At 64.0% G+C, this 25,727-nt stretch carries 21 protein-coding genes; 4 read left to right on the top strand and 17 right to left on the bottom strand.

Going from position 1 to position 25,727, the window contains the following annotated elements; genetic code table 11:
* Window positions 1-36 precede the first annotated feature (36 nt).
* The 9 genes from JVX98_RS03785 to hmpA all read right to left on the bottom strand — a co-directional run bounded on the left by JVX98_RS03785 (window position 37) and on the right by hmpA (window position 12,092).
* Window positions 37-345, bottom strand: a complete 309-nt coding sequence (locus tag JVX98_RS03785; protein WP_205236916.1) for a hypothetical protein — start codon at window positions 343-345, stop codon at window positions 37-39.
* Complete coding sequence (cysG, locus tag JVX98_RS03780) at window positions 345-1,817, bottom strand: siroheme synthase CysG (protein ID WP_205236915.1); 1,473 nt, start codon at window positions 1,815-1,817, stop codon at window positions 345-347. Before cysG ends, JVX98_RS03785 begins: the two co-directional genes overlap by 1 nt.
* On the bottom strand, window positions 1,789-4,446 hold the full coding sequence (locus JVX98_RS03775; protein ID WP_205236914.1) for a nitrate reductase: 2,658 nt from the start codon (window positions 4,444-4,446) through the stop codon (window positions 1,789-1,791). The genes cysG and JVX98_RS03775 overlap by 29 nt, the downstream gene beginning before the upstream one ends.
* A gap of 2 nt (window positions 4,447-4,448) precedes the next feature.
* On the bottom strand, window positions 4,449-4,784 hold the full coding sequence (nirD, locus tag JVX98_RS03770; RefSeq protein ID WP_371826511.1) for a nitrite reductase small subunit NirD: 336 nt from the start codon (window positions 4,782-4,784) through the stop codon (window positions 4,449-4,451).
* A gap of 4 nt (window positions 4,785-4,788) precedes the next feature.
* Entirely contained in the window at window positions 4,789-7,239 is a 2,451-nt protein-coding gene (nirB, locus tag JVX98_RS03765) for a nitrite reductase large subunit NirB (RefSeq protein ID WP_205236913.1), read from the bottom strand.
* Window positions 7,240-7,256: 17 nt separating this feature from the next.
* The gene (locus tag JVX98_RS03760; protein ID WP_205236912.1) at window positions 7,257-8,513 is read right to left on the bottom strand and encodes a nitrate/nitrite transporter; all 1,257 of its coding nucleotides are present in this window, start codon (window positions 8,511-8,513) and stop codon (window positions 7,257-7,259) included.
* A 325-nt stretch (window positions 8,514-8,838) separates the two neighbouring features.
* Window positions 8,839-10,053, bottom strand: a complete 1,215-nt coding sequence (locus JVX98_RS03755; protein ID WP_205236911.1) for a CmpA/NrtA family ABC transporter substrate-binding protein — start codon at window positions 10,051-10,053, stop codon at window positions 8,839-8,841.
* The gene (locus JVX98_RS03750) at window positions 10,050-10,652 is read right to left on the bottom strand and encodes an ANTAR domain-containing response regulator (RefSeq protein ID WP_192449343.1); all 603 of its coding nucleotides are present in this window, start codon (window positions 10,650-10,652) and stop codon (window positions 10,050-10,052) included. Before JVX98_RS03750 ends, JVX98_RS03755 begins: the two co-directional genes overlap by 4 nt.
* Window positions 10,653-10,877: 225 nt before the next feature.
* Window positions 10,878-12,092 carry an NO-inducible flavohemoprotein gene (hmpA, locus tag JVX98_RS03745; protein ID WP_205236910.1) on the bottom strand — a complete coding sequence of 405 codons (1,215 nt, stop codon included), beginning with the start codon at window positions 12,090-12,092 and terminating at the stop codon, window positions 10,878-10,880.
* Between the two features lie 317 nt (window positions 12,093-12,409).
* Between hmpA and JVX98_RS03740 the strand changes: the two genes are divergently transcribed.
* Window positions 12,410-12,859, top strand: coding sequence for an Rrf2 family transcriptional regulator (locus JVX98_RS03740; RefSeq protein WP_192449345.1), 450 nt, complete (start codon window positions 12,410-12,412; stop codon window positions 12,857-12,859).
* A 142-nt stretch (window positions 12,860-13,001) separates the two neighbouring features.
* Here JVX98_RS03740 and JVX98_RS03735 read toward each other — a convergent pair whose 3' ends face one another.
* Window positions 13,002-13,463, bottom strand: coding sequence for an Lrp/AsnC family transcriptional regulator (locus JVX98_RS03735; protein ID WP_192449996.1), 462 nt, complete (start codon window positions 13,461-13,463; stop codon window positions 13,002-13,004).
* 132 nt (window positions 13,464-13,595) lie between these two features.
* Between JVX98_RS03735 and JVX98_RS03730 the strand changes: the two genes are divergently transcribed.
* Complete coding sequence (locus JVX98_RS03730) at window positions 13,596-14,504, top strand: DMT family transporter (protein WP_246764865.1); 909 nt, start codon at window positions 13,596-13,598, stop codon at window positions 14,502-14,504.
* An 18-nt stretch (window positions 14,505-14,522) separates the two neighbouring features.
* Here JVX98_RS03730 and JVX98_RS03725 read toward each other — a convergent pair whose 3' ends face one another.
* Complete coding sequence (locus tag JVX98_RS03725) at window positions 14,523-15,674, bottom strand: efflux RND transporter periplasmic adaptor subunit (protein WP_192449346.1); 1,152 nt, start codon at window positions 15,672-15,674, stop codon at window positions 14,523-14,525.
* 15 nt (window positions 15,675-15,689) lie between these two features.
* Window positions 15,690-18,833: an efflux RND transporter permease subunit gene (locus JVX98_RS03720; RefSeq protein WP_205236909.1), complete on the bottom strand. Its 3,144-nt coding sequence runs from the start codon at window positions 18,831-18,833 to the stop codon at window positions 15,690-15,692.
* A 459-nt stretch (window positions 18,834-19,292) separates the two neighbouring features.
* Here JVX98_RS03720 and JVX98_RS03715 point away from each other — a divergent pair, with 459 nt between their 5' ends.
* Window positions 19,293-19,895: a TetR/AcrR family transcriptional regulator gene (locus JVX98_RS03715; RefSeq protein ID WP_205236908.1), complete on the top strand. Its 603-nt coding sequence runs from the start codon at window positions 19,293-19,295 to the stop codon at window positions 19,893-19,895.
* An 11-nt stretch (window positions 19,896-19,906) separates the two neighbouring features.
* Here the strand turns inward: JVX98_RS03715 and JVX98_RS03710 are convergent, their stop codons facing one another.
* The 5 genes from JVX98_RS03710 to JVX98_RS03695 all read right to left on the bottom strand — a co-directional run bounded on the left by JVX98_RS03710 (window position 19,907) and on the right by JVX98_RS03695 (window position 23,972).
* Window positions 19,907-21,229: an MFS transporter gene (locus tag JVX98_RS03710; protein WP_192449349.1), complete on the bottom strand. Its 1,323-nt coding sequence runs from the start codon at window positions 21,227-21,229 to the stop codon at window positions 19,907-19,909.
* A 48-nt stretch (window positions 21,230-21,277) separates the two neighbouring features.
* Window positions 21,278-21,553 carry a metal-sensing transcriptional repressor gene (locus tag JVX98_RS03705; protein ID WP_192449350.1) on the bottom strand — a complete coding sequence of 92 codons (276 nt, stop codon included), beginning with the start codon at window positions 21,551-21,553 and terminating at the stop codon, window positions 21,278-21,280.
* A gap of 227 nt (window positions 21,554-21,780) precedes the next feature.
* Window positions 21,781-21,912, bottom strand: a complete 132-nt coding sequence (locus JVX98_RS32510; RefSeq protein WP_256436965.1) for a hypothetical protein — start codon at window positions 21,910-21,912, stop codon at window positions 21,781-21,783.
* Window positions 21,913-22,070: 158 nt separating this feature from the next.
* Window positions 22,071-22,529 carry an SRPBCC family protein gene (locus JVX98_RS03700; RefSeq protein WP_205236907.1) on the bottom strand — a complete coding sequence of 153 codons (459 nt, stop codon included), beginning with the start codon at window positions 22,527-22,529 and terminating at the stop codon, window positions 22,071-22,073.
* An 81-nt stretch (window positions 22,530-22,610) separates the two neighbouring features.
* Window positions 22,611-23,972 (bottom strand): dicarboxylate/amino acid:cation symporter, encoded by a 1,362-nt coding sequence (locus JVX98_RS03695; RefSeq protein ID WP_246764864.1) that lies wholly within the window; start codon window positions 23,970-23,972, stop codon window positions 22,611-22,613.
* A gap of 398 nt (window positions 23,973-24,370) precedes the next feature.
* Here JVX98_RS03695 and JVX98_RS03690 point away from each other — a divergent pair, with 398 nt between their 5' ends.
* Window positions 24,371-25,723 (top strand): LLM class flavin-dependent oxidoreductase, encoded by a 1,353-nt coding sequence (locus JVX98_RS03690; protein WP_205236905.1) that lies wholly within the window; start codon window positions 24,371-24,373, stop codon window positions 25,721-25,723.
* Window positions 25,724-25,727: the final 4 nt, after the last annotated feature.

The following is a 25,727-nucleotide window of genomic DNA, read 5'->3' as shown; positions in this document are numbered from 1 at the left end:
GTGCTTGATTGTGCGGCGCGGGGGCGCTTCAGCCCGTCACGCAACTGCCTTGGATGTGATCTCGATGTAGCCGGCAAGACATAGGGCCGAGGCTAAGATGCCCGGCGTCGATGGCACGGCATGCATTATTCTCGCCAGGAAGATGGCGCCGGCAATGAACGATCCGCCTAGAAGCAGACCGTGTTCCGCAACAGCGAGGCCGATGGCGCAGAGGTTCACGGCACTCGCAACCATGGTGAGGGGCGCTACGGCTACCGCGGCGTTCGATTGAGCTTCGAAGATGAGCCTGAAACGCGGCCAGCTGAGACCGATGGCGAGAACGAGAAACACCAGGGAGATGCCCATCAGCATGCTCCGGCGAGAGGGTGGCCGATCGATGCGGCATGCTTGTCTCGGGCCGAAAACACGCCGCCGACGGCGATGAGGACAGGGTTGTCGTAGCCGATCTCTGCGATGCCCTCCGGGATTGTCGCGAGCGTGCCGCGCCAACTACGCTCCGTCGGACGGCTGACATCGCTCATGATCACGGCCGGTGTTTCAGGCGGACGGCCTTCGCCGATGAGCTTTTCGGCAATCAGACTTGCCGTTCGGCCGCCCATGTAGAAGACCGCAGTGCTGCGCGCATCGGCAATGCCTGCCCAGTCGACATCGTCGGGCAGGCCGCCATGGCGGGAATGACCGGTCACCAGCCGAAGCGACTGGGCATAGTCGCGATGGGTCAGCGACAGGCCGAGACGGGAGGCCATGGCGCTTGCGGCAGTGATCCCGGGGATGACGTCGACGGGGATGTTCTCGCGGTCGAGATGGGCGATTTCCTCGCCGGCCCGGCCGAACACCATGGGGTCGCCGGATTTCAGCCGCACGACGCGCTTCCCAGCCTTGGCGAGCTTGACCATCATGGCGTTGATATCTTCCTGCCGGCAGCTTTCGCGGCCGCCGCGCTTTCCGACGAGCATGCGCTTTGCCTCCCGCCGGGCGAGGTCGAGCACGTCTGAAGAAACGAGGTCGTCGAAAAGGATGACATCGGCCGCTTGCAGCGCGCGCACGGCCTTCAGCGTCAGGAGTTCGGCATCGCCCGGTCCCGCGCCGACCAAAGTCACGTGACCGATGGCGGGGGCTCCCGCGAGCCTTTCGGCGTCAGCAAGAAGCACCCCGCCTACGCCCTCCTCCGGCGTATCCATGGTCGAAAAGACGCGATCGGCAAAACGTTCCCAGAAGACGCGGCGGCGGGGACCGGGTTCGACCCGGCGGTTCACCGCTCCACGAAGAGACTGTGCCAGCGCTGCCCAGGCCTTCAGGCTTTTCGGCAACAGCGTCTCGATCTTGCGGCGGATCGTCTGGGCGAGAATCGGGGCGGCGCCATCGGTCGAGATCGCAACGATGACGGGCGAGCGGTTGACGATCGAGCCGAACTGGAACTCGCAGAAGTCCGGCTTGTCGATGACGTTGACCGGAACGCCCGCCGCGCGGGCGGCGGCGAAGAATGCCCGCGCCTCCGCCTGGTCCTCGCAATCGCCGACGGCGAGCGCGGCACGGTCAAGATCGGCGGGCGCCCAGTGCCGGCGGTTTAGCGTGATGATGGCGGTGGGGTGTTGGGGGGTACGGCCGGCATATGCCGCGAGCGCCTCGTCGTTCCCTTCAGCGTAAAGGTCGACGCGCGCGCCGCAGGCGGCCAGCAGCTCGGCCTTCCACATCGCTCCGTCCGTTGCACCGGCCACCACGACGCGCCGGCCCTCCAGCGCCCAGAAGACGGGCAGCTTGGCGAGCGCCTCCATGCGGGCGGGTCCGTCACTCTGCGGCTGCTGCAAGACATCCATCGATGATCCCCCTGATTTCGGCGCGGCAGGAGCCGCAATTGGTTCCGGCATTGAGCGCCACGCCGACGGCCTCGACGCTGTGGCAACCGCCGCGTACGGCCGCGACGATCTGGTTGACGCCAACACCGAAGCAGGAGCAGACGGTGGCGCCGGGATCCGGCTTGTCGGCCCCCGGACGGCCGGCGACGAGCGCGAAGCGCTTGCGCAGGTTGACGTGTTCAGCGACGAGCTGCGCGATTGCCCAGTTGCGCGCGACGGCGACCGGTTCACGCGCGAGGAAGAAGGCCGCGAGAAGCCGCGGACCATCGAAGAAGGCGAGCCTGATGTCGCCGGTCTGTGCATCCGCATAGCCGAGCGGCTCTACCCCTGGCGGGATCGCAAGAACGCGGCGGCACCAGCCGGCCCAGTCGTCCACCGGCTCGGCAAAAGCCAGCTCCAGCCGCCACCCGCCTGCCGCCTTTGCCAGCGCCCAATAGGCGGCATCCGGATCGACCGGCTTTGCCTGAGAGACGGCAAAGGCGTAGTGCGTCGCCTTGAATTTTCGCGCGGCGACGGCAACGTTCTTCGATGCCGGCTGGCCCGAGAGACGATCGGTAATCGGCGGCACGAGCACATCGATGCGTGCCTTCGCCGCAAACTGGTCGTTCCAGTGCATCGGCGCGAAGATGCTGCCGCGCGCCTGGCGCTCGGTGATGAGCGCACGTACGAACGCCTTGCCCTCAGGGCTTTCGATCTCGATAAGGTCGGCGTTGCCGACGCCGATCTCCATCGCATCACGCGGGTGCAGTTCGGCAAACGGTTCGGCGATATGGGCCGAGAGGCGCGCGCTTTTGCCTGTGCGGGTCATCGTGTGCCACTGGTCGCGGATGCGGCCGGTGTTGAGCGTGAACGGGTAATCGGCATTGGTGCGGTTGGTCTCTGCCGGGCGAACGGCCACGAACCGGCCTCTGCCGTCAGCGTGATAGAAATTGCCCGCCGCAAAGAAACGGCTTTCGGCGCGCTTCTGGCCTTCCCGTTGGGGCCACTGGAAGGGCGTCAGCCCGTCGTAGTCCTCAAGCGCAAGATCGGAATAGGTGCCGATGTCGAAATCGCGGCTGCCGGCATTTTCGAAGGCCGAGAGCGCGGCATGTTCGCGAAAGATCGCTGCGGGCGCTTCGTAGGCGAAGGCATCGGCATGGCCCAGGCGGCGCCCGACTTCGGCTAGTTGCCGCCAGTCAGCCCGGGCTTCTCCCGGTGCGGCGAGGAACGCCCGCTGGCGGGAGATACGACGCTCGGAATTGGTGACCGTGCCGCTCTTTTCCCCCCAGCCGAGCGACGGCAGCAGCACATGCGCGTGGCGGGCAGTATCGGTCTCCTTCAGGATGTCGGAGACCACGACGAAGGGACAGGCCCTGATCGCCGCCTCGACGGCATCGGCATCCGGCATCGAGACGACAGGGTTCGTTGCCATGATCCAGAGCGCCTTGACGCGACCGTCTGCCACCGCCTGGAAGAGATCGACGGCCTTCAGCCCCGGCTTCTCGGCAATCTTCGGCGAACGCCAGAAGCGCTGGACGCGATCGCGGTCACCGGCATCTTCGATCGCCATGTGGGCGGCCAGCATATTGGCAAGACCACCGACCTCGCGGCCGCCCATCGCGTTCGGCTGGCCCGTCAGCGAGAACGGCCCCATGCCCGGTCGGCCGATGCGGCCGGTAGCGAGATGACAGTTGAGGATCGCGTTGACCTTGTCGGTGCCCGAGGACGACTGGTTGACGCCCTGGCTGTAGCAGGTCACGACCTTTTCGGTTGTCGAAAACAGCCGGTAGAACTCGCGCATCTGCATCGCCGGAAGGCCGGTCCGTTCGAGTACGTCGTCGAACGAAACACCGCCGGCTGCGAGCAAGGTCTCCGCGAAACCGGCCGTATGCGCAGCGACATAGTTCTGGTCGACGGCATTGCTGGAAACCAGATGCGAGAACAGCCCGACGAAGAGCGCCACGTCGGCGTCGGGCCGGATCGCGAGATGCAGGTCGGCGATATCGGCCGTCATTGTGCGGCGCGGATCGATGAGTACGATCTTCAGCCCCGGTCGTTTCGCCTTGGCGGCGGCAAGGCGCTGGTAGAGGACGGGGTGACACCAGGCGAGGTTAGATCCGGTCAGCACTACCAGATCGGCCAGCTCCAGATCCTCATAGGTCCCGGGTACCGTATCCGAGCCGAAGGCACGACGATGACCGGCAACCGAGGAGGACATGCAAAGGCGCGAATTGGTATCGATGTTGGCCGAGCCGACAAAACCCTTCATCAGCTTGTTGGCGACGTAGTAGTCCTCGGTGAGCAACTGGCCGGAGACGTAGAAGGCGACCGAATCCGGCCCGTGTTCGGCGATCGTTTCCGCAAAGCGGTCGGCGACGAGGTCGAGCGCTTCGTCCCAGCCGGCCCGGCGCCCGTCGATCTCCGGATGCAGGAGCCGACCGTCGAGGTCGAGGGTCTCGGCAAGTGCGGAACCCTTGGAGCAGAGCCGTCCGAAATTGGCGGGGTGGTCAGGATCGCCGCGAACGGCAACGGCTCCTTGCTCGCTCACGGTCGCGATCACGCCGCAGCCGACACCGCAATAGGGACAGGTGGTCTTGACCTCCTTCTCCATGGTCATTCCGCCGCAATCAGCAGGCTTTCGAGCGCGATGAACAGTGCACCGCCGTCCACGCGCACTGGAATGGTGCGCACCGCGCCTTCGTCGGCGCCGAGCGCCTTGCCGGTTTCGAGCGAGATCGCCCAATTGTGCAAGGGGCAGGTCACGGCCTTTGCGTGGACGATGCCTTGCGACAGCGGTCCGCCCTTGTGCGGGCAATGGTCCTCGATGGCGAAGACTTCGTTTTCGGCGGTACGGAACACGGCGATCTTGCCCTGAGGCGTCTTCACGCAGCGCGCGCCTCTCAGCGGAATATCCGAGATGTCGCCGATCGGGTGCCAGGTCATGTCCATCATTTCACTCCGCCGCTTGGGGGTAGCCGACCGTCGCCATCGGCCGGAACTCGTGTTTGTCCTTGCCGGAGACGCGCTCCGACCAGGGGTCGACCTGGGCAAATTTTTGGCTGAAGACGAAGCGGTCGTAGTAGGCCTTGCGCTTGTCCGTATCGTCCATGATCTGGCGACGGATCTCGTCGAGCCCGATGCGTTTCGCCCATTTGTAGATGCGCTCGAGATAACGCGCCTGTTCGCGGTACATCTGCGTCAGCGCCACGATATGCTCCAGCGCCTCGTCTTCGGTCTTCACCTGGCCCAGGACTTCGGTGCCCTTGATGTCGAGCCCGGCCGCACCGGCGAAATGGATCTCGAAACCGCTATCGACGCAGATGACGCCGATGTCCTTGCAGGTGGCCTCCGCGCAATTGCGCGGACAGCCGGAGACCGCCATCTTCAGCTTGGCGGGCGTCCAGGAACCCCACATGAACTTTTCGATGCGAATGCCGAGGCCGGTGGAATCCTGCGTGCCGAAGCGGCACCAATCCGAGCCGACGCAGGTCTTCACCGTGCGCAGACCCTTGGCATAGGCCTGGCCCGAGATGAAACCGGCCTTGCCGAGATCGGCCCAGACCGCGGGCAGGTCTTCCTTTTCGATGCCGAGCAGGTCGATGCGTTGGCCGCCGGTCACCTTGACCAGCGGAATTTCGAACTTGTCGACCACGTCGGCAATCGCCCGCAACTCGCCGGAATTGGTGACCCCGCCCCACATCCGCGGCACGACGGAATAAGTACCGTCCTTCTGGATGTTGGCGTGAACGCGCTCGTTGATGAAGCGCGACTGATAGTCGTCGGCATATTCGTCGGGGAAGTCGCAGACGAGGTAGTAGTTCAGCGCCGGGCGGCACTTGGCGCAGCCGCAGGAGGTTTTCCACTCCAGTTCCTGCATGACCGCGGGAATGGTCTTCAGGCCCTTGGCTTTGATCAGCCGGCGTACGTCGTCGTGGCCGAGTTCGGTGCAGCCGCACATCGGCTGCACGGCGGCCGGACTGTAGCTCTCGCCAAGCGTCAGCGTCATCAGCTGTTCGACAAGGCCAGTGCAGGAACCGCAGGAGGCCGATGCCTTGGTATGGGCGCGCACCTCGTCGAGTGACGTCAGGCCCTTGTCGGCAATCGTCGAGACGATCTTACCCTTGCAAACGCCGTTGCAGCCGCAGATTTCCGCATCATCCGGCAAGGCTGCAACGGCCGCCATAGGGTCCAGCGGAGCGCCTCCCTGGAAAGCCTGGCCGAAGATCAGGGTCTGGCGCATCTCGGAGACATCGGTCTCCTTCTTCTTCAGGTCGTTGAACCAGGCACCGTCGGAGGTCTCACCATAAAGCACCGTGCCGATGATGCGGTTTCCCTTCAGCACCAGCCGCTTGTAGACGCCGGCCGTGGCGTCGCGCAGAACGATCTCCTCGCGGTCGTCGCCATCGGCAAAGTCGCCGAGCGAGAAAAGTTCGATGCCGGTGACCTTGAGCTTGGTCGGCGTGTCGGAATGGACAAAGGCGGCGGAGCGGTCGCCAGCCAGATGCGAGGCGGCGACACGGGCCATCTCGTAAAGCGGCGCGACGAGGCCATAGACCATGCCGCCCACTTCCGCACATTCGCCAAGCGCCCAGATGCGGCCATCCGAGGTCTGCATGCCCTGGTCGACGACGATGCCGCGGTTGATCGCAAGACCGGCTTCCTTCGCAAGGCCGACGCTCGGCCGGATGCCGACGGCCATGACGACGAGCGTTGCCGGAATGACGCGGCCGTCGTCGAGCTCGATGCCCTCGACCCTGCCGTTGCCGACGATCGCCTTGGTATTGGCCTTGCAGATGATCTTGATGCCGCGGCCTTCCAGCTCCTTCTCAAGGAGGTAGCCGGCGGCCGGATCGAGCTGACGGTCCATCAGCGTCGGCATCACGTGAAGAACGGTGACATCCATGCCGCGGCCGGCGAGGCCGGCGGCGGCTTCAAGGCCAAGCAGGCCGCCGCCGATGACGACGGCTTTTTCACGGGACTGGGCGGCGAGCAGCATGGCCTGCACGTCATCCAGGTCGCGATAGGTGATGACACCGGGCAGGTCTTTGCCTGGCACCGGCAGGATGAAGGGCACCGACCCGGTGGCGATCACCAGCTTGTCATAGCTCTCGGTGACCCCATGGTCGGAGGTCACGGTTCGGGCATCGCGGTCGATCGCAACTATGCGGTGGCCCTTATAGAGCGTGATGCCGTGTTTGATGTACCAGCCGTCGCCGTGGATGATGATCTCTTCATATTCCTTTTCGCCCGACAGCACCGGCGAAAGCATGATGCGGTCGTAGTTGACGCGCGGTTCGGCGTTGAAAATGGTGACCGCGTAGCGGTCAGGCGCCTTGTCCAGCAGGTGCTCCAGCATGCGCCCCGGCGCCATGCCATTGCCGATGATGACGAGTTTCTCAGTCATGGTCTGTCCTTGTCTGTTTACGCGGCAGCAGCCGTCGGCAGGGTGGGCGCACGGCGCTCCATCTGGCGGATCGAGAGATGCATCCACAGAAGCGATGCGACGACGACGGCAAAGAGAAGCAGGAAGCAGCTCGACCAGAGGCCGGTCGCATCCTTGAGCAGGCCGAACGCGATCGGCAGCACGAAGCCCCCGAGCCCGCCGACCATGCCGACGATGCCGCCGACCGCGCCGACATTGTCCGGGTAATAGGCCGGGATGTGCTTGTAGACGGCGGCCTTGCCGAGGCTCATGACGAAGCCGAGCACGAAGACCGTGACGATGAAGACGGCCGGCGTGATGCCGAAGCTGCGGCCTTCGCCGGCGGCGGGCAGCGACAGGATCAGCGTTGCCACCGCCGAGATGCCGAGCATCCAGTACATGACGCTGCGTGCGCCCTTGCGATCCGAAAGCACGCCGCCGAAGGCGCGGAAGACGCTGCCGGGGATGGAGTAGGCGGCGGCGACCATGCCGGCCACGGCGATATCGAAGCCGTAGACACCGACGAGATAACGCGGCAGCCAGAGCGAGAGGGCAACGAAACCGCCGAAGGCGAAGAAATAGTAGAGCGAGAAGCGCCAGACCTGCGCATTCTTCAGCGGCGCAAACTCCTGGAGCAGGCTGCGCTTCGGCGTCTGGCGCTCGCGGCGGCTGCGGAAGGCCGGATCATCGCTGGTCGTGAACCAGAAGACGAGCGCCGTCACGACGAGTGCTGCCGCCCAGATCTCGGCAACCGTCTGCCAGCCCCAGGCGATGAGGACGAAGGGCGCGACGAACTTCGTCACCGCCGCGCCGACATTGCCGGCGCCGAAGATGCCAAGCGCCGTGCCCTGTTTTTCCGGCGGAAAGAAGGGCGAGACATAGGCGACGCCGACGGCGAACGAGCCGCCGGCAAGGCCGATGCCGAGGCCGGCGAGCAGCATCTGTGGATAGGTCGTGGCGTAGGTGAGCAGAAAGGTCGCAAGGGCTGCGGCCAGCATGGTGAGCGTATAGACGAGGCGGCCGCCATAGCGCCCGGTCCAGACGCCGAGCAGGATGCGCACCAGCGAGCCGGTGAGGATCGGCGTGCCGACCAGCAGGCCGAACTGCGCTTCGGTCAGCGCGAGGTCCTGCTTGATGCGGATGCCGATGATCGCAAAGATCGTCCAGACGGCGAAACAGATGGTGAAGGCGAAAGTGGACATCCACAAAGCCTTGGCGGGTTCGCTGGCGGATAAAGGCTGCTTGTTCTCAGACATGGCTTCTCCGAGGCCCGACAAGGTCGTGCCGCTCCATCTTGGGGGTGAAAAACAAAAAGCCGCTGGCCAGGTATGCCCGACACGGTTTGCCCCGTGTGCGCAGTCCTGATCAGCGGCTTTGCTGGTAGGGCGCCCGTCGTTGGACGCCGATCTCTTGGCCCGAGGGCCTGCAATAAGAAAAGCAATCAGCGTGCCAGTTTTGGCAAGCTATTGATATAAAAGAAAAAGTGGAATTGTCGGCCTGGTGTCATCCCGGCGGGTGACATTCCCTGATGCAGTGCGAAGCCATTTTTTGTGCAATGCGCATAAATTAGGCGTCGCGCATTCAGTCCGCAGACTGGGCCGCGATATAGGCATCGAGGTCGTCGGGATCGAAGCGTCCACCGTCGAAGAAGCCATCGGGCCCAAGCGTCAGGGCGCCCGACGATCCAACCGGGGTTTCCACGGTCAAAGCGCCTTCCACCTTGGCGCTTGCCGACGGCATGGCGATACCAAGGTGCTTCAGGGCGGCGCGGTAGATGTCCGGCCGGTAGGTTTCCGCGGCGATGCGCTGGCGCTCTGCCGTATGCTCGATCTGCCGCCAGCGCACCATCTGGCTGTAGAACCAGAGGGCATGGCTCTTCCAGGGGAACGTCGCTGCCTTGGCGTTCGGAACGAAGAAGTCCCTGACGGCCCGGACCTCACCGTTGCCGACCGGCAGGTTGCCTTTGAGGGCGGGAAGAAGCAGTTCGACATCGCGCCCCACATAAGCAGGCCTTGCCAGAAGGGTCGCGAGCGCCTCGTGGTTGTCCGGGCGGGCGCACCAAATTGACGCCTGGTGAAGCGCCACGAGCAAGGCGGCCATCGCCTCCGGGTTGGCTTGCCCCCACCGGGCGTTGACGCCAAGCACCTTTTCCGGGCTCGACCGCCAGATCGCTGCCTTGACGGTGGCGAGATGCGCGCCGCGGCGAAGCACGCCGAAGGTGTTCCAGGGCTCGCCGGCGCAATAGCCGTCGATCACGCCTTCGGCGAGCGCATCGCCCATATCGGGCGGCGGCAGCACGACGATCTCGATATCACGGTCCGGATCGATGCCGCTCGCCGCCAGCCAGTAGCGCAGTTCGTAATTGTGCCCGGAATAGGGGTGCACGACGGCAAAGCGCAACGGCGCGCCTGTCTGCGCATCGATCGCCTTGCGCAGGGCTGCACCGTTCGCGCGCGCATCGAGATCCGTGGTCGCGCCGTTTTCCGCCATCCTTTGCCAGAGCGCCGGAGACACCGTCACCGCATTGCCGCCGAGACCCAGCGCCATCGGCACGATCATTTCAGGCGCTGGCACATTGAGACCGAGATTTCCCGCGATCGGCATCGGCCCGAGAATATGCGCGACTTCGACATGGCGAACCGCAAGCCGGTCGCGGATGCTGGCCCAGGAGCGTTCGCGCAACAGGGTCAGGTCGATCCCCTGTTCCTCGGCAAAGCCCATCTCGCGGGCGACGACGAGCAGCGCACTGTCGAGCAGCGGCACGAAACCGGCGGTGATGGCGTGGCGCGTCGTCATTCCTTTCCTCCCGGATCGAGCAGGCTGGCGGCGGTAACGAGGCTTTGGGCGATCTCGACGATCTTGCGGTTCTGGTTCATCGCCGTCCGCCGCAGCAGCGCATAGGCCTCTTCTTCGGAAAGTCCCCGCGAGCGCATCAGCAGCCCCTTGGCGCGATCGATCACCTTGCGGTTTTCCAGTTCGCCGCGTGTCTCCTCCAGTTCGCGGTTGAGGCGGGAGAAGGCATTGAAGCGGCTGATCGCCATTTTCAGGATCGGGCGCACCCGTTCCTGCTTCAGGCCGTCGACGATGTAGGCAGAGACCCCGGCTTCGACCGCCGCCTCGATGGAGGCCTCGTCGGACTTGTCGACGAACATGGCGATAGGGCGCCTGACCGCGCGCGAAAGCTGGAACATGCTCTCCAGCATGTCGCGGTTCGGGTTTTCGAGGTCGATGACGATGACGTCGGGATTAAGATCGGCGATGCGTCGTGCAAGACCATGCATGTTGTCGATGACGGTGACCTGGTCATAGCCCGCGTCGCGCAGCCCGTCCTCGATGATCGCGGCGCGGATGCGGTTCTCGTCGATAACCAGGACGTTTAGTCTGCTGTGCTGCATGCCACGACCGCATTCTGACCAAGCTTGACCTGCCGTGTCGGCTCTTTTTGCAATGCAGCATGGCCGGTCCGAAAGCAAGGACGATCTTTCGAATGGCGCTCACGCACACAAGCGACTCCCGCGATCCTCGGCGAAGATCGGCTTTGCCGCGGCGCGAAGGTCGCGCCACGGCAATGAGGAGATCAAGCACTTCCACGGTCCGTGGAAGTGCAGACAGAACGCATTTCAGGCTGCAATGAGTTCGTCGGCTGGGCCGAAGAATTCGTAGTGGACCCGCTCGCCGGAAACGCCTTCCCGGGCAAGAGCCGGGACAAGCGCCCGAAGGAACGGTTTGGGGCCACAGAGATAGAATTCGGCATTGGCGATGGGCGTGTGGTTGCGAAGCCATTCCGCCGTGATGAAGCCATCGAAGTCGTGCGACATCCCCACGGCGTCCCCGTTCGCCGGCGCGCTATAGAAGCTGCTGATCGTGATCTTGCCATGGGCATCGGCGAGTTCGCGAACATGCCGATCCATGGCATGCGTGCCGCTGTTCAGCGCGCCGTGGACGAAGTGCGCCTCGAGGTTTGGATGTTCCTCGGCGATCGTCTCGAGAATGCTGACCATGGGCGTCAGGCCGACGCCACCCGACAGCAACACGACCGGTGCCGCCGGCGCATCGGGAAGGAAGAAGTCGCCAGCCGGCGGGGTCGCGCTCAAGACGGTGCCGACGGTTGCCAGATCGTGGAGATATCGCGATCCGCCTTGCCCCTGCGCTTCGCGCTTCACGGAGATGCGGTAGAAGCTGTCGTTCGGGCCGCTGGAGATCGAGTAGTTGCGCTTGATTTCCAGGCCGTTTTCCAGCTGGAAGCGAAACGTCAGATATTGGCCGGGCCTGTGGCGCACAACGCGACCGCCGTCCTTGGGTTTCAGGATAAACGAGGTGACGACGTCGCTTTCGCGAACTTTTGAGGCGATGACGAAATCTCTCCAGCCGTTCCATCCGCCCGAGCGCGCCACCAACTCGTCGCGGATGGTGGCTTCGCGCTCCTTGAGAATGTCGGCCAGGAACCAATAGGCCTCGCCCCATGCGTTAAGGAGCTCAGGGGTCGCCGCGGTTCCGAGCACATCCTCGACGGCGGCGAGAAGAGCCGTGGCAACAAAGGGATAGTGCTCGGGGAGGATGTGGTAGCCGATATGCTTTTGGGCGATCCGTTCGACCACCGGGCCAAGCACGCCGAGATTATCGATATTCTGCGCGTAGGCGAGAATGGCGGCCGCAAGCGCGTTCACCTGTGAACCGCCTTCGCCCTGATTGGCGTGGTTGAACAGCGCGCGGATGTGATCGTCTTGGAAGAGGCGGGCATACATGCTTTTCGTGATGTCCGCTCCATGGGCCGCGAGCGCCGGAGCGCTGGCCTTCACGATCTGGACAGTCTCGGGGGAGAGTGGTTTCGGCATGATCTTTCCTTTCGGTGGGACGTATCAGTGAGGGCAGGTTGGTGATCTCGGAAATGCATCTGGCATTTCGATGGGCCGGTGATCGGGGGCTGTGTCCCAGTCCCTAGCGGCAATGCATCCCGCGCTCGAAATCCCGTTGATGCGGGCTTCGCCGTAGAAGTCTTCGACGATCATTCTGATCTCAGTTCCGACTGCCGTTCGCGCGGTCATCGCAAATGACCCTTAAAGATGTATCTGAAATACATCTATTCGCTCGCGATCAAAGATGCTAATAAAATGCATGTTTTTTTGAACGGACTTTTTGACGCAGACCCGCGATGAGGCTCACGAAATACACCGACTATGCGATGCGCCTGATGATCTATCTGGGCTCACAGCCGGCGGGGCTCAGCTCCATCCGGGGGATATCCGATACCTTCTCGGTCTCGCAGAACCATATGATGAAAGTGGTTCAAGACCTCGCGAATGCAGGGTTTCTCGAGGCCGTGCGCGGCCGCAACGGCGGTATCAGGCTTGCAAGGGCTGCAAACGAAATCAATCTCGGCGCTCTTCTTCGCCACACGGAGGAACTGTCGGATCTGATCGACTGCCGGGGTTGCCTCATCGCACCCGCCTGCAGCCTGCCGTCCGTCCTTTCGGAAGCCACGGCCGCCTTCGTCGCGGTCTTCGACAAGTACACGCTCGCGGATCTCGTTGAGAAGCGCTCGACGCTCGGCGCGCTCCTCGGTTTCAGGGCGGCCGTGCCGGGCGAAGACTGCACCTTGTGATCAAGGGATCTGCGGCCCGCGCGATAGATCGCTCGTCGCTCAAGGTACAACAGCGCGCCGGCACTCCAACGACCCGTCGCGGGCCAACTGCGCCGCTTTGCTTTGGGGGCGGATCTGGCCGTGGCCGGAGCCCGCCGTAGCATCAGATCGGCAGCAGCGCGTCCGGCTTGACGTCGCCGACCGAGGCGTAGGTGTGCGTCTCCCGGACGCCAGGCAGGGGCAGGATGACCCGTTCGAGAAAATCCTGGAACAGCGACATGTCGGCAATGCGCGCCTTCACCAGATAATCGAAGCCGCCGATCACCATGTGGCATTCCAGAACTTCAGGTGCCTTTGCGACCGCTTCGGAGAAGCGCTCGAAGATATGCGGGGCGGTATGGTCGAGGCGCACCTGGATGAAGACGACGGTGCCCCGGCCGATCTTCTTCGGATCGAGGATCGCGCGCACGGCCCTCACATAACCCTCGCGGAAGAGGCGCTTGACGCGCTGGCTGGCGCCGGTCGGCGACAGGCCGACCCGGCCTGCCAGTTCAAGCGTGGTGCGCCGGCCGTCTTCCTGAAGCAGCCTCAGCAAGGTTCGGTCGATGGCGTCGAGACCAGGAATTTCATTCTTCACGCTGAACGATCCTCAATAGAGTGAATCTCACGCAATGGAGCTGCAATCAGCATATTCAGACGCACTGAATGCGGCAATACCATGCGCATATCGCAGGCGGAGAATGAGGGGGTGAGCGCCATGGCTGCAAGCGCTGATGATATGACGTTCGATGACAGTGCCAGTCGCCGGCGGCTCGCCATCCTCGCAGGGTTGGCGGTCGTCGCCATCACCACCGTCCAGTTTGTCGCCGCAAGGTTCAGTCTGCGCGCGCATCTGACGCCAGCCGACATCGTTAGCCTGCGGTTCTCGGGCGCTGCCCTTGCGTTCCTGCCGGTGCTCCTGGGGATCGGCGTACCGAGGCTGAGCCAACTCGGCTGGCGGAAGGCCGCTGTGTTGGCGCTGTTGACGGGGCTGCCTTACCCGCTGATCATCAATCAGGGACTGGCGCTTGCGCCAGCGGCCCATGCGGCCGCGCTCTCTCCAGCCGTAATCGTCTTCTTCTCGTTCCTGTTCTCGCGCGTCGTCTTCAAGGACAAGGTCTCCGGCGTGCGCCTTGCAGGTATCGCCACGGTCATTGCCGGCCTTCTGCTGTTCGTCGTCCAGTCGGGCGTTGGGGACGGGGAAACGCTGCGCGGCGATCTGTTGTTTGCCGTATCGGGGGTCATGTTCGCGGCCTATGCGGTGTTGGTGCGGCTATGGTCCGTCGATGCGGTCACGGCGACGATCGCTGTCGTCTTCTTCTCTTGCCTGCCATTGCCCTTGCTGCACATCCTGGCGCCGAGCGGATTTGCCACCGCCCCGTTCGCCGAAATCGCTACGCAATTCGTCATCCAGGGCTTTCTCGCCGGAGCGCTCGCGAGTGTTCTTTACACCTATGTCATCCGTCAATTGGGCCCGCAGCCTGCGTCGCTGTTCATGCCGTGCGTCCCGGTGACGACGACCGCGGCGGGCGTCGTCGTTCTCGGTGAAGTTCCGACGCTGCTTCAGGTCGTCGCCATTGCCGTCATCACGTTCGGAATGGTCTTCCCGATCCTGAAAAGGACGTAGCCCGGGCCAGTGGCTGGCCTACTTCTGCGCCTGTTCGGCCGGCATCGGTTTGACCGGTGCGCCCGGGAAAATCTTCTGCAGGTTTCCGGCGATCACCTGGTCGCCCTCCGAAACCCCTGACGTCAGGCCGATGAGATCGCCGCTCGTCGGCCCGAGAGTGACGAGCCGCTGCTCGACGGTTTCCCCCTTACCGACGACATAGATGTACTTGCCGAGCTGGCTTGAGCCGAGCGCCGTTTCCGGCACCATCAGCACGTTGGTTTCGTCGCGGATCTTCAGCCGGACGCGAACATATTGGCCGGGCAGCAAGGAGAGATCCGTGTTGTCGATTGTCACACGGGCGACGACCGTTCCGGTGTTGCCCTCGACGGTGTTGTTGATGAAGCTGAGCTCTCCGCGATAGCGCGGTTCCTTGTCGCCGGGCAGAAGCACTTCCGCCTCGACCTTACCCTTTGCCCGTGCCTTCTGGATGTCGGCGAGCTCCGTTTCGCTCGGGTTGAAGGAGACATAGATCGGCGAAAGCTGCACGAGGTTGTTGAGCGGCGTTCCCGCGGTGTTGCTGACGAGTGTTCCCTCCGGCGCCTGGTCGCGGCCGAGACGGCCGGCAAAAGGCGCGCGGATCTCAGTGTAGTCGAAGTTGATCTCGGCGGTGCGCACGGCCGCCCGCGACATGGCAAGTGCGGCCTCGGCCTGATGCACCGCGCTCTGGCGCTGATCAAAGCTGTCCTTGTCGAGATAGCCCGTCGTGGCGAGTTCGTTGCCGCGGTTGAGGTTGGAGCGCAGATAGGCGAGAGACGCCTCGTCCCGCTCGACCTGGGCCTTCGCCTGATCGAGCGCTGCGCCATAGTCGCGTGCGTCGATCCGGTAGAGCAGGTCGCCTTCCTTCACGTCCGAGCCGTCGGGTGCCGCCTGCGCTTCGATATAGCCCGTGATCTTGGCGCGCAGCGTCACGTTGCGGATCGCTTCGGTGCGCGCCGAATAATCGAGATAGATGGGAATGGTTTTCTTGACGACCGAGGCGACGGGAACGGGCACAGCCTGCTGCGGCGGCCCCATCGCCGCGCCGGCGTCGCCGCCTTTCAGCTCGAAGCCGCCGTTCTTGTAGTGATAGGCCGCAGCAAGGGCAGCGACCACGACCACTGCGGCAAGGACCAGTCTCGAACCACGCATGTCAGGCTCCAATACCTATTCCGCCGCCTCCGGCTCTTGACGCTGGCCGATCGGTTGCGAGGACGTGCCCTCGCGCCATTTTTCGATGACCGCGTAGAAGACCGGGACGAAAATGAGTGTGAGGATCGTTGCCGCCAGCATGCCGCCGAAGACGGTGGTGCCGATCGACTGGCGGCTGGCGGCGCCGGCGCCTCTGGCATACATCAGCGGCAGCACGCCGAGGATGAAGGCAAAGGCCGTCATCAGGATCGGCCGCAGTCGCAGCCGCGCCGCTTCCGCGGCGGCGGCGACCACGTCGAGCCCTTCCTCGCGCCGCCGTCTTGCGAACTCGACGATCAGGATGGCGTTCTTGGCGGCAAGTCCGACCAGCATCACGAAACCGATCTGCGAATAGACGTCGATCTGCATACCGCGCAGCCACAGCGCCGAGAGCGCACCCAGGAGCGCAAGCGGCACCGAAAGCAGCACCATGAAAGGCATCGACCAGCTTTCATACTGGGCGGCCAGGATCAGGAAGCAGAAGACGAGGGCGAGCGCAAAAACGAGCGCGGCGATCGAGCCTGCCCGGATCTCCTGATAGGTAATGCCGGTCCATTCGAATGTGTAGTCCCTGGGCAGCGTCGTTTTTGCCACCCGCTCCATCGCCGCTACTGCCTGGCTCGAGCTGAAGCCGGGCGCTGCCGCGCCGTTGATCAGCGCCGAGGGGTAGTTGTTGTAGTGGGTGATGGTTTCCGGGCCGACCGTCGGCTTGAATGTTCCGAGCGTGTTGAGCGGCACCATTTCGCCTTCCGTGTTGCGGACATACAGGCGTGACAGATCCGTCGCCGAGGCCCGCGCACCCTGGTCTGCCTGCAGCGTCACGCGGAAGGTTCGGCCGAAGATGTTGAAGTCGTTGACATAGAGCGAGCCGAAATAGATCTGCAGCGTGCTGAAGATATCCGGCAGGCTCAGGCCCAGCAGCTTTGCCTTGTCGCGGTCGAGGTCATAGTCGAACTGCGGGCTCGAGGTGCTGAAGGTGGTAAACAACTGGTAGGGATTGATTTCCGGCTGCTTGCGCGCCTCGGCAATCAGCGCCTGCGTCGCTTCGTTCAGCGCCTCGGCGCTGCGGCCGGCAAGGTCCTCCACCTGGAACTCGAAGCCACCGGTGGCACCCAGCCCCTGGATCGATGGCGGGTCGAAGGCGAGCACCAGCGCGTCCGGGATCTGCAGCAGTTGCGGCATCACCGCCTCGCGCAACGCCGAAGCCCCCTGTTCGGGCGGCCGTTCGTCCCATGGCTTCAGCACGGCGAACTGCACTGCCGAGTTCGACTGGGCGGCAAAGGACAGGAAGTTGAAGCCGACGACCGAACCGACGAAATCGACGCCGGCGGTGCCGCGCAGGATCTCTTCCGAACGCCGCGCGACCGCCTCTGTGCGTTCGAGTGAAGCGCCGTCGGGCAGCTGGATGACGACGAAGAAATAGCCCTGGTCTTCGACCGGCAGGAAGGTCGAAGGGATGCGCTGCCATAGCGCGTAGGTCGAGGCGATCGCGGCGAGGAAGACGGCAAACAGCGCCCAGCGCCAGCGCACGAGCCCGGCGACGCTGCGCGCATAACTGTGCGACAGCGCATGAAAACCGCTGTTGAACCAGCGGAACAGCGGAAAACGCGGTTCGCCGCGATAGCGCAGGAACGCGGCGCTCAGCGCCGGACTGAGGGTCAGCGAATTGAAGGCGGAGAAGGCGACGGAGATCGCGACGGTCAGCGCAAACTGGTTGTAGAGGCTGCCGGCGACGCCCGGGATGAAGGCGACGGGGATGAAGACGGCAAGCAGCACCGCGGTCGTGGCGATGATCGGCCCCGTCACCTCCTGCATCGCCTTTTTAGTGGCCTCGAGCGGCGGCAGCCCGGCCTCGAGCTGGCGTTCGACATTCTCGACGACGACGATTGCATCGTCGACCACAAGCCCGATGGCGAGCACCATGCCGAGCAGGCTCAGCATGTTGAGCGAGAAGCCGAAGAGATACATGACGACCAGCGTCGCGATCAACGAAACCGGAATGGCGATCGTCGGGATGATCGTCGTGCGCAGGTTTTGCAGGAAGATGAAGACGACGAAGACGACGAGGGCGAGCGCCTCGAGCAGCGTGAACACGACATCCTTCATCGCCGCCGAGACGAAACGCGTGGTGTCGTAGAACATGTGGTAGGCGATGCCCGCGGGGAAGCGCTGCGACAGCTCGTCCATCTTCGCCTGCACGCGCGCCTGCAGGTCGAGCGCGTTGGAGCCCGGCGCCTGGAAGACGGCAAGCACGACGCTTTCCTTGCCATTGAAAGTGACCGACGAGGAATAGAGCAGTGCCCCGAGTTCGATGCGCGCCACATCGCGCAGCCGCGTCGTCGCCCCCGTCGTCTGGTCGGCGCGAAGCACGATGTCGCCGAACTGCGATGGGTCGCTCAAGCGTCCAAGCGCGTTGATCTGCATTTCGAAGGGCGTTCCGGCCGGCGCCGGCGATTGCCCGATCTTGCCGCCGGCAACCTGGATGTTCTGCTCGGCAATGACGTTCTGGACGTCGACGGCGGTAATGCCGAGATTGGCCATGCGATCCGGATCCAGCCAGACGCGCATCGAATAGCGGCGCTCGCCGAACAGCTGGACGTCGCCAACGCCCGGCAGGCGTTTCAGCGGGTCGAGGATCTGCAGGTAGGCGTAGTTGCTGACGGCGGCGAAATCGACCGAATTGTCGGGCGAATCCAGGCTGACGAGCACGGTGAAATTGGGGATTTGCTTGGCGATGGTCACGCCCGTCTGGTTGACGAGGGCCGGAAGCGAGGAGGCGGCCTGCGAGACACGGTTTTGTACGTCGAGCGCGGCGACGTCGATCGGATAGCCCACTTCGAAGGAAATGATGATGCGCGACGAGCCGTCGTTCGAGCTGGTCGAGGTCATGTAGAGCATGCCCGGCACGCCGTTGATCTGCTGTTCGAGCGGCGTCGTTACTGTGTCGGCGACCACCTGGGCGCTGGCGCCCGGATAGTTGGCGGCAACGACGATCTGCGGCGGCGTCACGTCGGGAAACTGCGAGATCGGCAGCAGGAAGTAGCAGATGCCGCCGGCAAGCGTCATGATGATGGCGATCGCCGATGCGAAGATCGGCCGGTGGATGAAGAAGTCGATCATGGGGCCGATCCTATGGGAGCGCCACCATCGCAGCAGGCAGCGGGGCAGAAACTCGGCATGCATGTGCGCGCCGCGCGGACCTTGCGGTCAGCGACGGTCTTCCCAGCCTTCAGCCCATCCAGCATGCGCATCGTAAGGCTCCAGCACGAGATCATGACGGGCCGGTCCGGCCCTAATCACGACGACCAAATCACGAGCGTTATCGAATTTTAAAAGTCTCTGCGGTGTGCGCTCTGGCTAAAAGACGCCTGACGACCGCGCCCACCGACACTGCGCATAAAAATTTTTCTGCTAGTTACCGCCGTCGTTTCCGGAAGAGCTTTTCGCGGCAAGTGGCTGCGCCACGATATGCCGCGCTGGCGAAAATGTTACTGGTCGGTAACATCGTCGCATGTTATCGACCAATGACAGGGCGTCAAGGGGCAAGATTTTCCGCGCCGTTCACGCCGGGCCACTGCGATGACAACGGATTTGTGCAAACCATCCCGTCGTTCGCCGCGCGATCGCATCGTCGAGGCTGCGCGCGATCTCTTCCGCCGCCGCGGCATTCGCGGCACCGGCGTCGATGCGATCGCCGACGCTGCCGACAGCAACAAGATGACGCTCTACCGCCACTTCAGTTCGAAGGACGATCTGATCGTCGAATGCCTGCGCCATGCGGGAATGGAGATGGATGGCTTCTGGCGCGAGCTGGAAGACGAGCACCCGGGAGACGGTCTCGGTCAGCTCAGGGCCTGGGTCCGGCGGATCGCCGAACATCTCGGCGAGGACAAGTGCCAATGCGAGATGATGAGTGCCGCCGTGCAGCTGACCGATGAGGGCCACCCGGGACGCGAGGTGATCCGGCTCTTCAAGGATGCGCAGCGCGACCGCGTCGTCGAACTCTGCCGCCGCGCCGGCATCGCCAATGCGGAACTGCTCGGCGACACATTGTTGCTGCTGATCGATGGCGCGCGCGCCGCGCAGCAGAGCAGCGGCGCCGAAGGGCCGAGCGCCCGTTTCGCCGAGATCGCCGATGCGGCGATCCTGTCCTTTGCCGGCAACAACACCGTTTCCAGGTAGCAGTCGTTTGCCTACTGCTGGGCCGGCCAGTCCGGGTGATGGCTGTCGATCACGAAGACATGGGTGTGGCGGTGGCCGCTGCCGACGCGCGTCGCGCCGGCAAGATGGGGATGATCGTCCGCCATCGCGTGATGCACGTGCTCGATTTCGTCCGGGTCGGGCGCCGGCCAGAACCGGGCGGCCGCAGTGATGGCGCCGATGGCGATAAGGCCAAGCGCGACGAAGGTCACTCCGAGACCGGCGGTAGCGCCGAGCCAACCGGCCAGCGGATAGGTGATCAGCCAGCAGGCATGCGAAAGGGCGAATTGGGCGGCAAAGAGCGCCGGCCGGTCTTCGGGCTGGGCGGAGCGGCGGAGCAACCGGCCGGACGGCGTCTGGGTCAGCGAGTAACCGAGACCGATGGCGAGCCAAAGCGGCAGCAGCGCAGCGAAACTTGGAACGAGCGGGCCGATGAACAGGCCGGCGACGAGGATCGTCGCCCCGGAAAACATCGCGAAGCGGTCGGGTGTCCGGTCGAGCAGGCGTGGCAGCATCAGCGCGGCAATCATCGAACCGCAGCCAAAGGCGGCAAGCGCGATCGCCGTGTCGGTCTGGGTAAGACCAAAGCCGGCCTGGACCAGCACCACCGTGTTGACGATGACCATCGACCCGGCCGCCGAGACCGCAAGGTTGAGCGCGAGCAGGCCCCTGAGCCGCGGTGTGGCGAGATAAATGCGCAAGCCCCGCGTGGTGCGGTCGTAGATGCCGCGCCGTTCCGCCGCCTTCGGGCTTGGCAGTGCGACCGACACGACGAAGGCGGCCGAGGCGAGGAAGCCGAATACCGTGCCGGCGAACAGGTCGTGGAAACTGACGACGGTAAGAAGTGCCGCAGCGAGCATCGGGCTTGCGACGCTTTCGAGATCATAGGCAAGCCGCGAGAGCGACAGGGCGCGGGTGTATTCCTTTTCATCCGGCAGCACGTCGGGAATGGTCGCCTGGAAGGTGGGGGTAAATGCGGCCGAGGCCGACTGCAGCACGAAGATCAGCACATAGACCTGCCAGATCTCGGTCACGAACGGCAGGAACAGCGCCACGGCGGCGCGTACCAGGTCGAGGCTGACGAGCATGGCACGGCGTGGAAGCCGTTCGGCGAAGGCGGCGGCGATCGGCGCCACGCCGACATAGGCGATCATCTTGATCGCAAGCGCCGTCCCGAGCACCGCGCCCGCTTCGGCGCCGGCCAGATCATAGGCGAGAAGCCCAAGCGCGACGGTTGCGAGGCCGGTTCCGATCAGCGCGATCACCTGCGCCAGGAACAGGTGGCGATAGGTGCGGTTTGCGAGGATCTGCAGCATGACGATGGGGCCTCGCTCGGTGGCGGGTTGCGGCAGCGGGTTTGCTGCTCAGAGATATTTCGTGATCGCCTTGAACTCGTCGATGGAGTGGCGCTGCTCGCGTGGGAGCGCGCCGATCGTGTCTTCGAGGCAATGATCCAGATGATCCTGGATCAGTGTTCGCTTCGCCTGGCTGATCGCCTTTTCCACCGCGTGGAGCTGCTGGGCGATGTCGAGGCAGGGGCGGCCGCCTTCGATCATGGCGATGACGCTCTTCAGGTGCCCTTCCGCGCGTTTCAGCCGCTTGACGATGTCGGGATGGGTGTCGTGTCTGTGCTCGGTCATGCTGAGATCCTATCCTCCTGGATAGGATATATCAAGGGCGCGATTTTCGATGGTTCTGCGATGTCCGACGGCGGGGAGTGCCTTCGTCTGTCATCGCCACGCGCCCGCACATCCGAGACACGCGTCGCTACGTTCCTGCACTTGACGCACCTATGCCCCGCGACAGGGCGGGGCATAGGTTTGGTCTGGGGCGGCGTGATCCGGTTCGCCGATGCGCCCGTTTTCCGCTAGAGGCGCACGAGCATCTTGCCGGTGTTGGCGCCCTTGAAGAGGCCGATGAAGGCGTCAGGCGCATTTTCTAGGCCATCGACGATGGTCTCGCGCAGCTGGATCTTCGGTTCCTTGATCCAGGCGCTCATCTTGCGATCGAACTCCGGGATGAGATCGACATGATCGGAAACGATCAGCCCTTGAACGCGGATGCGTTGCCTGGGCAGAAATCATTCTGCAAGAGGCGCGCGCCTTGGGGCAATAGCCGTTCGCCTCCGCGTCTTTCCGGAATGTGCCCGCCGTTGCTTTAGGCCAGCCGTTTCAGGAGGCCGCGGCGTCCACGCTCCATCACCACCCCGTGATTCCAGCGGAAGACGGGCCTGAGGATAAAGGAAAGCCGATTCATCCAGGGCTTCGTGACCGCCACGATCCAGTCATAGCGAACCCGGCAAGCGCCGCCTTCGCCTTGCAGCGTCCAGCGGCCGATGCCGTCGAGTTCGCCCAAGGCCCGACCTTCGATCAAGAGGGGCGGTTCGACCCTCGTGGTTTCCATGTCGAAGACCAGTTCGTAGGGCAGCGCCGTCGACCAGCGCATGCGCCTGACGGCGCCGACACCGCGCTCGTCACCCGGTTGCAGCAACGTCACCTGTTTCACCGACGGCCACCACTCGGGCCAGCGCTCCGGTGTGCTGAGTTCACGCCATACGTCTTCAAGCGGGGAGGCGATCGTCCATTCGGTGACGAGGTGAAAATTGGTCGACGACATCGCCGATCCCTCAACAGGCGGAACGCCTGAAGTATAACACGGCATGCGGGCCTTGCGGCCCGCATGCGTCGTTTCATGCCGTCAGGCCGCGCGCGCAGCGACGCCAAGCGGTTCCAGGTCGTCGAGCACCTTGTCGCCGTTGTAGACGGTCTCGTCGAGAATGCCTTCGCGCTTGGCGACGATCGTCGGCACCAGCGCCTGGCCGGCGACGTTGACCGCTGTGCGGCCCATGTCGAGGATCGGGTCGATGGCGAGCAGCAGGCCGACGCCTTCGAGCGGCAGGCCGAGCGTCGAAAGCGTCAGCGTCAGCATGACGGTCGCGCCGGTGAGGCCGGCGGTGGCGGCGGAGCCGAGCACCGAGACGAAGACGATCAGCACATATTCCTGGATGCCGAGCGGCAGGCCGAAGAACTGCGCGATGAAGATCGCCGAGATTGCCGGATAGATCGCGGCGCAGCCGTCCATCTTGGTGGTGGCGCCGAGCGGCACGGCGAAGGCGGCATATTCGCGCGGCACGCCGAGGCTCTTTTCGGTCACCGTTTCGGTGACGGGCAGGGTGCCGACGGAGGAGCGCGAAACGAAGGCGAGCTGGATCGCCGGCCAGGCGCCGGCAAAGAAGCGCGATGGCTTCAGGCCGTGACCGACGAGCAGCGCCGGGTAGACGACGAAGAGCACGATCGCAAGGCCGATATAGACGGCAGCGGTGTACCAGCCGAGCTGCGCCAGCGTTTCCCAGCCGTATTGGGCGACGGCGCGGCCGAGCAGGCCGATCGTGCCGATCGGCGTCAGCCGGATGACCCACCAGAGGACCTTGCGCACGATCGCAAGCAGCGACTGGTTGAAGGCGAGGAACGGCTTGGCAGCATCGCCCACCTTCAGTGCAGCAGCGCCGACGGCAATCGAAACGACGAGGATCTGCAGCACGTTGAAATTGAGCGAGGTGTTGGCACCCGTGTCAGTGACCTTGGTGCTGGCTTCGAGACCGAGCATGTTGGCGGGCACAAGGCCCTTGAGGAAATCGAGCCACGAGCCGGAATAGGAGGGCGCCTTGGCAGCTTCCTGTGAAACGGCTGAACCCACGCCCGGCTGAATGATCAGGCCGAGAGCAATCGCGATGACCACGGCGATGAGCGAAGTGATCGCGAACCAGAGCAGCGTCTGCCATACGAGCTTGGCGGCATTCTGCAGCGTCGCCAGATTGGCGATCGACGCGACGATAGCGGTGAAGACGAGCGGCGGCACGAGCGCGCGCAGAAGCTGGACGAAGATCGAGCCGATCGTCTGCAGGGTGACCGTCAGCCAGTTGGCATTGCCGCTGGCATCGACGCCCATGTTTCGGGCGATGAGGCCGAGCAGCAGGCCGATGACCATGGCCGCCAGGACCTGGAAGCCGAAGGAGGCATAGATCGGCTTTGGTGAGGATTGGGTGGTTACTTGGGGCACGTCTTTCACTCTCATTGTGTGGCGGCGGCCACATTTTTAGGCAATGGCCGCCGCAAGTGCCCGAAAAATAGTCGAGTATTCTGGTCGAGATAAGAAACCCTTTGGCTCGAAAACTATTCCAAGTGGAATATTTTCCCCGATCAACCGCGCACGCTCGCTCCGGCCGGTTTGCCTTTAAGGACGGCGAAGCGGTCATCGATCTCCAAACCGGGCGAACTGACGAAAAACATTTCAATCCCGCCGCGCCTCGTTGAAATCTCCTTTCTCTATAAAAATAGTGTATAATGTAACCTGTCTGTCGTGGCCGGAGTTCGTCGCGTGTCGCGGAGCGCCTTGTGCGCTTCGCCCTCGGCAGGGCGATCTCCTCGAGTTTAAAGAGAGAACAGGAGAGGATTGAGATGACACGCAAGATCCGGCTTGGAGCCTTTCTTCCCGGCGGCGGGCAGCATATCGCGGCCTGGCGCCACCCCGATCAGCCCGCCGATGGGGCGACCAGTTTCGAGTTTCACAAGCAGCTGGCGCTGACCGCCGAACGCGGTTTGTTCGACGCCTACTTTCTGGCCGACGGGCTAGCGATCGGCTTCGGTGGCGCGCGAGAGGGCGGCAATGCCCGTGTTGCCGGCTTCGAGCCCGTCACCCTGTTTTCAGCGCTGGCGCCGCTCACCACCCATCTCGGTTTCATCGCGACGTCGTCGACGACCTATGAGGAGCCCTATACCACAGCGCGCAAGTTCGCCTCGCTGGACCTGATTTCCGGCGGGCGCGCCGGCTGGAACGTGGTGACGACGACGGGCGATCCGACGGCGCAGAATTTCAACCGCGACACCCAGCTTCCGCATGCCGAGCGCTACCGGCGCGCGGCCGAGCATGTCGATGTCGTCAGGAAGCTCTGGGACAGTTTCGAGGACGATACCTTCATCCGCGACAAGCAAACGGGCGTCTTCTTCGATCCGGCGAAGCTGCACGACACGGATCACCGCGGCGAGCATTTCAGGGTCCGCGGCCCGCTCAACATTTCGCGCTCGCCGCAGGGGCATCCCGTCATCGTCCAGGCCGGCCAGTCCGAGGATGGCCGTGGCCTTGCCGCCGCCACCGCGGAGGTGATCTTCACGGCGCATCAGCACATCGAGACGGCGCAGGAATTCTATCGCGACATCAAGGCCCGCGCCCGCGGCCTCGGCCGCAACCCGGACCATATCCTGGTCATGCCCGGCGTCTCACCCTTCGTCGGCCGGACGGAAACCGAGGCGCGGGAGAAATACGAACGGCTGACCTCGCTGATTGTCGAAGAGGACGGCATCGGCCTGCTCAACGGCCTGACGGGCGGAACGCTCGATCTTCGTGGCTACGACCTCGATGGGCCGTTGCCGCCGGCGCCGCCGACCGAGGGCATGAAGAGCCGCCAGGCGCTGATCCGCCAGATCGCCGACGAAAACAACTTCACCATTCGCCAGCTCTACCAGTGGATCGCGTCGGCGCGCGGCCACTACACGATCGTCGGAACGGCTGGCCAGATCGCCGATACCCTGCAGGAGTGGTTCGAGAACGAAGCCGCCGATGGTTTCAACATCCTGCCGCCATGGTTTCCGACGGCGCTCGACGACTTCGTCGAACTGGTGATCCCGGAATTGCAGCGTCGCGGCCTTTTCCGCACCGCCTACGAGGGAAAGACGCTGCGCGAAAATCTCGGCCTGCCCGTTCCCGTCAACCGCTGGACTGCCGCCCGGTCGGCCGTTCAGGCAGCGGAATGAGGTG

The sequence above is a fragment of the Ensifer sp. PDNC004 genome, from assembly GCF_016919405.1.
GTDB lineage: Bacteria > Pseudomonadota > Alphaproteobacteria > Rhizobiales > Rhizobiaceae > Ensifer.
The sequence above is the reverse complement of the archived record's forward strand: the minus strand, read 5'-3'. Positions and strand labels throughout refer to the sequence as shown.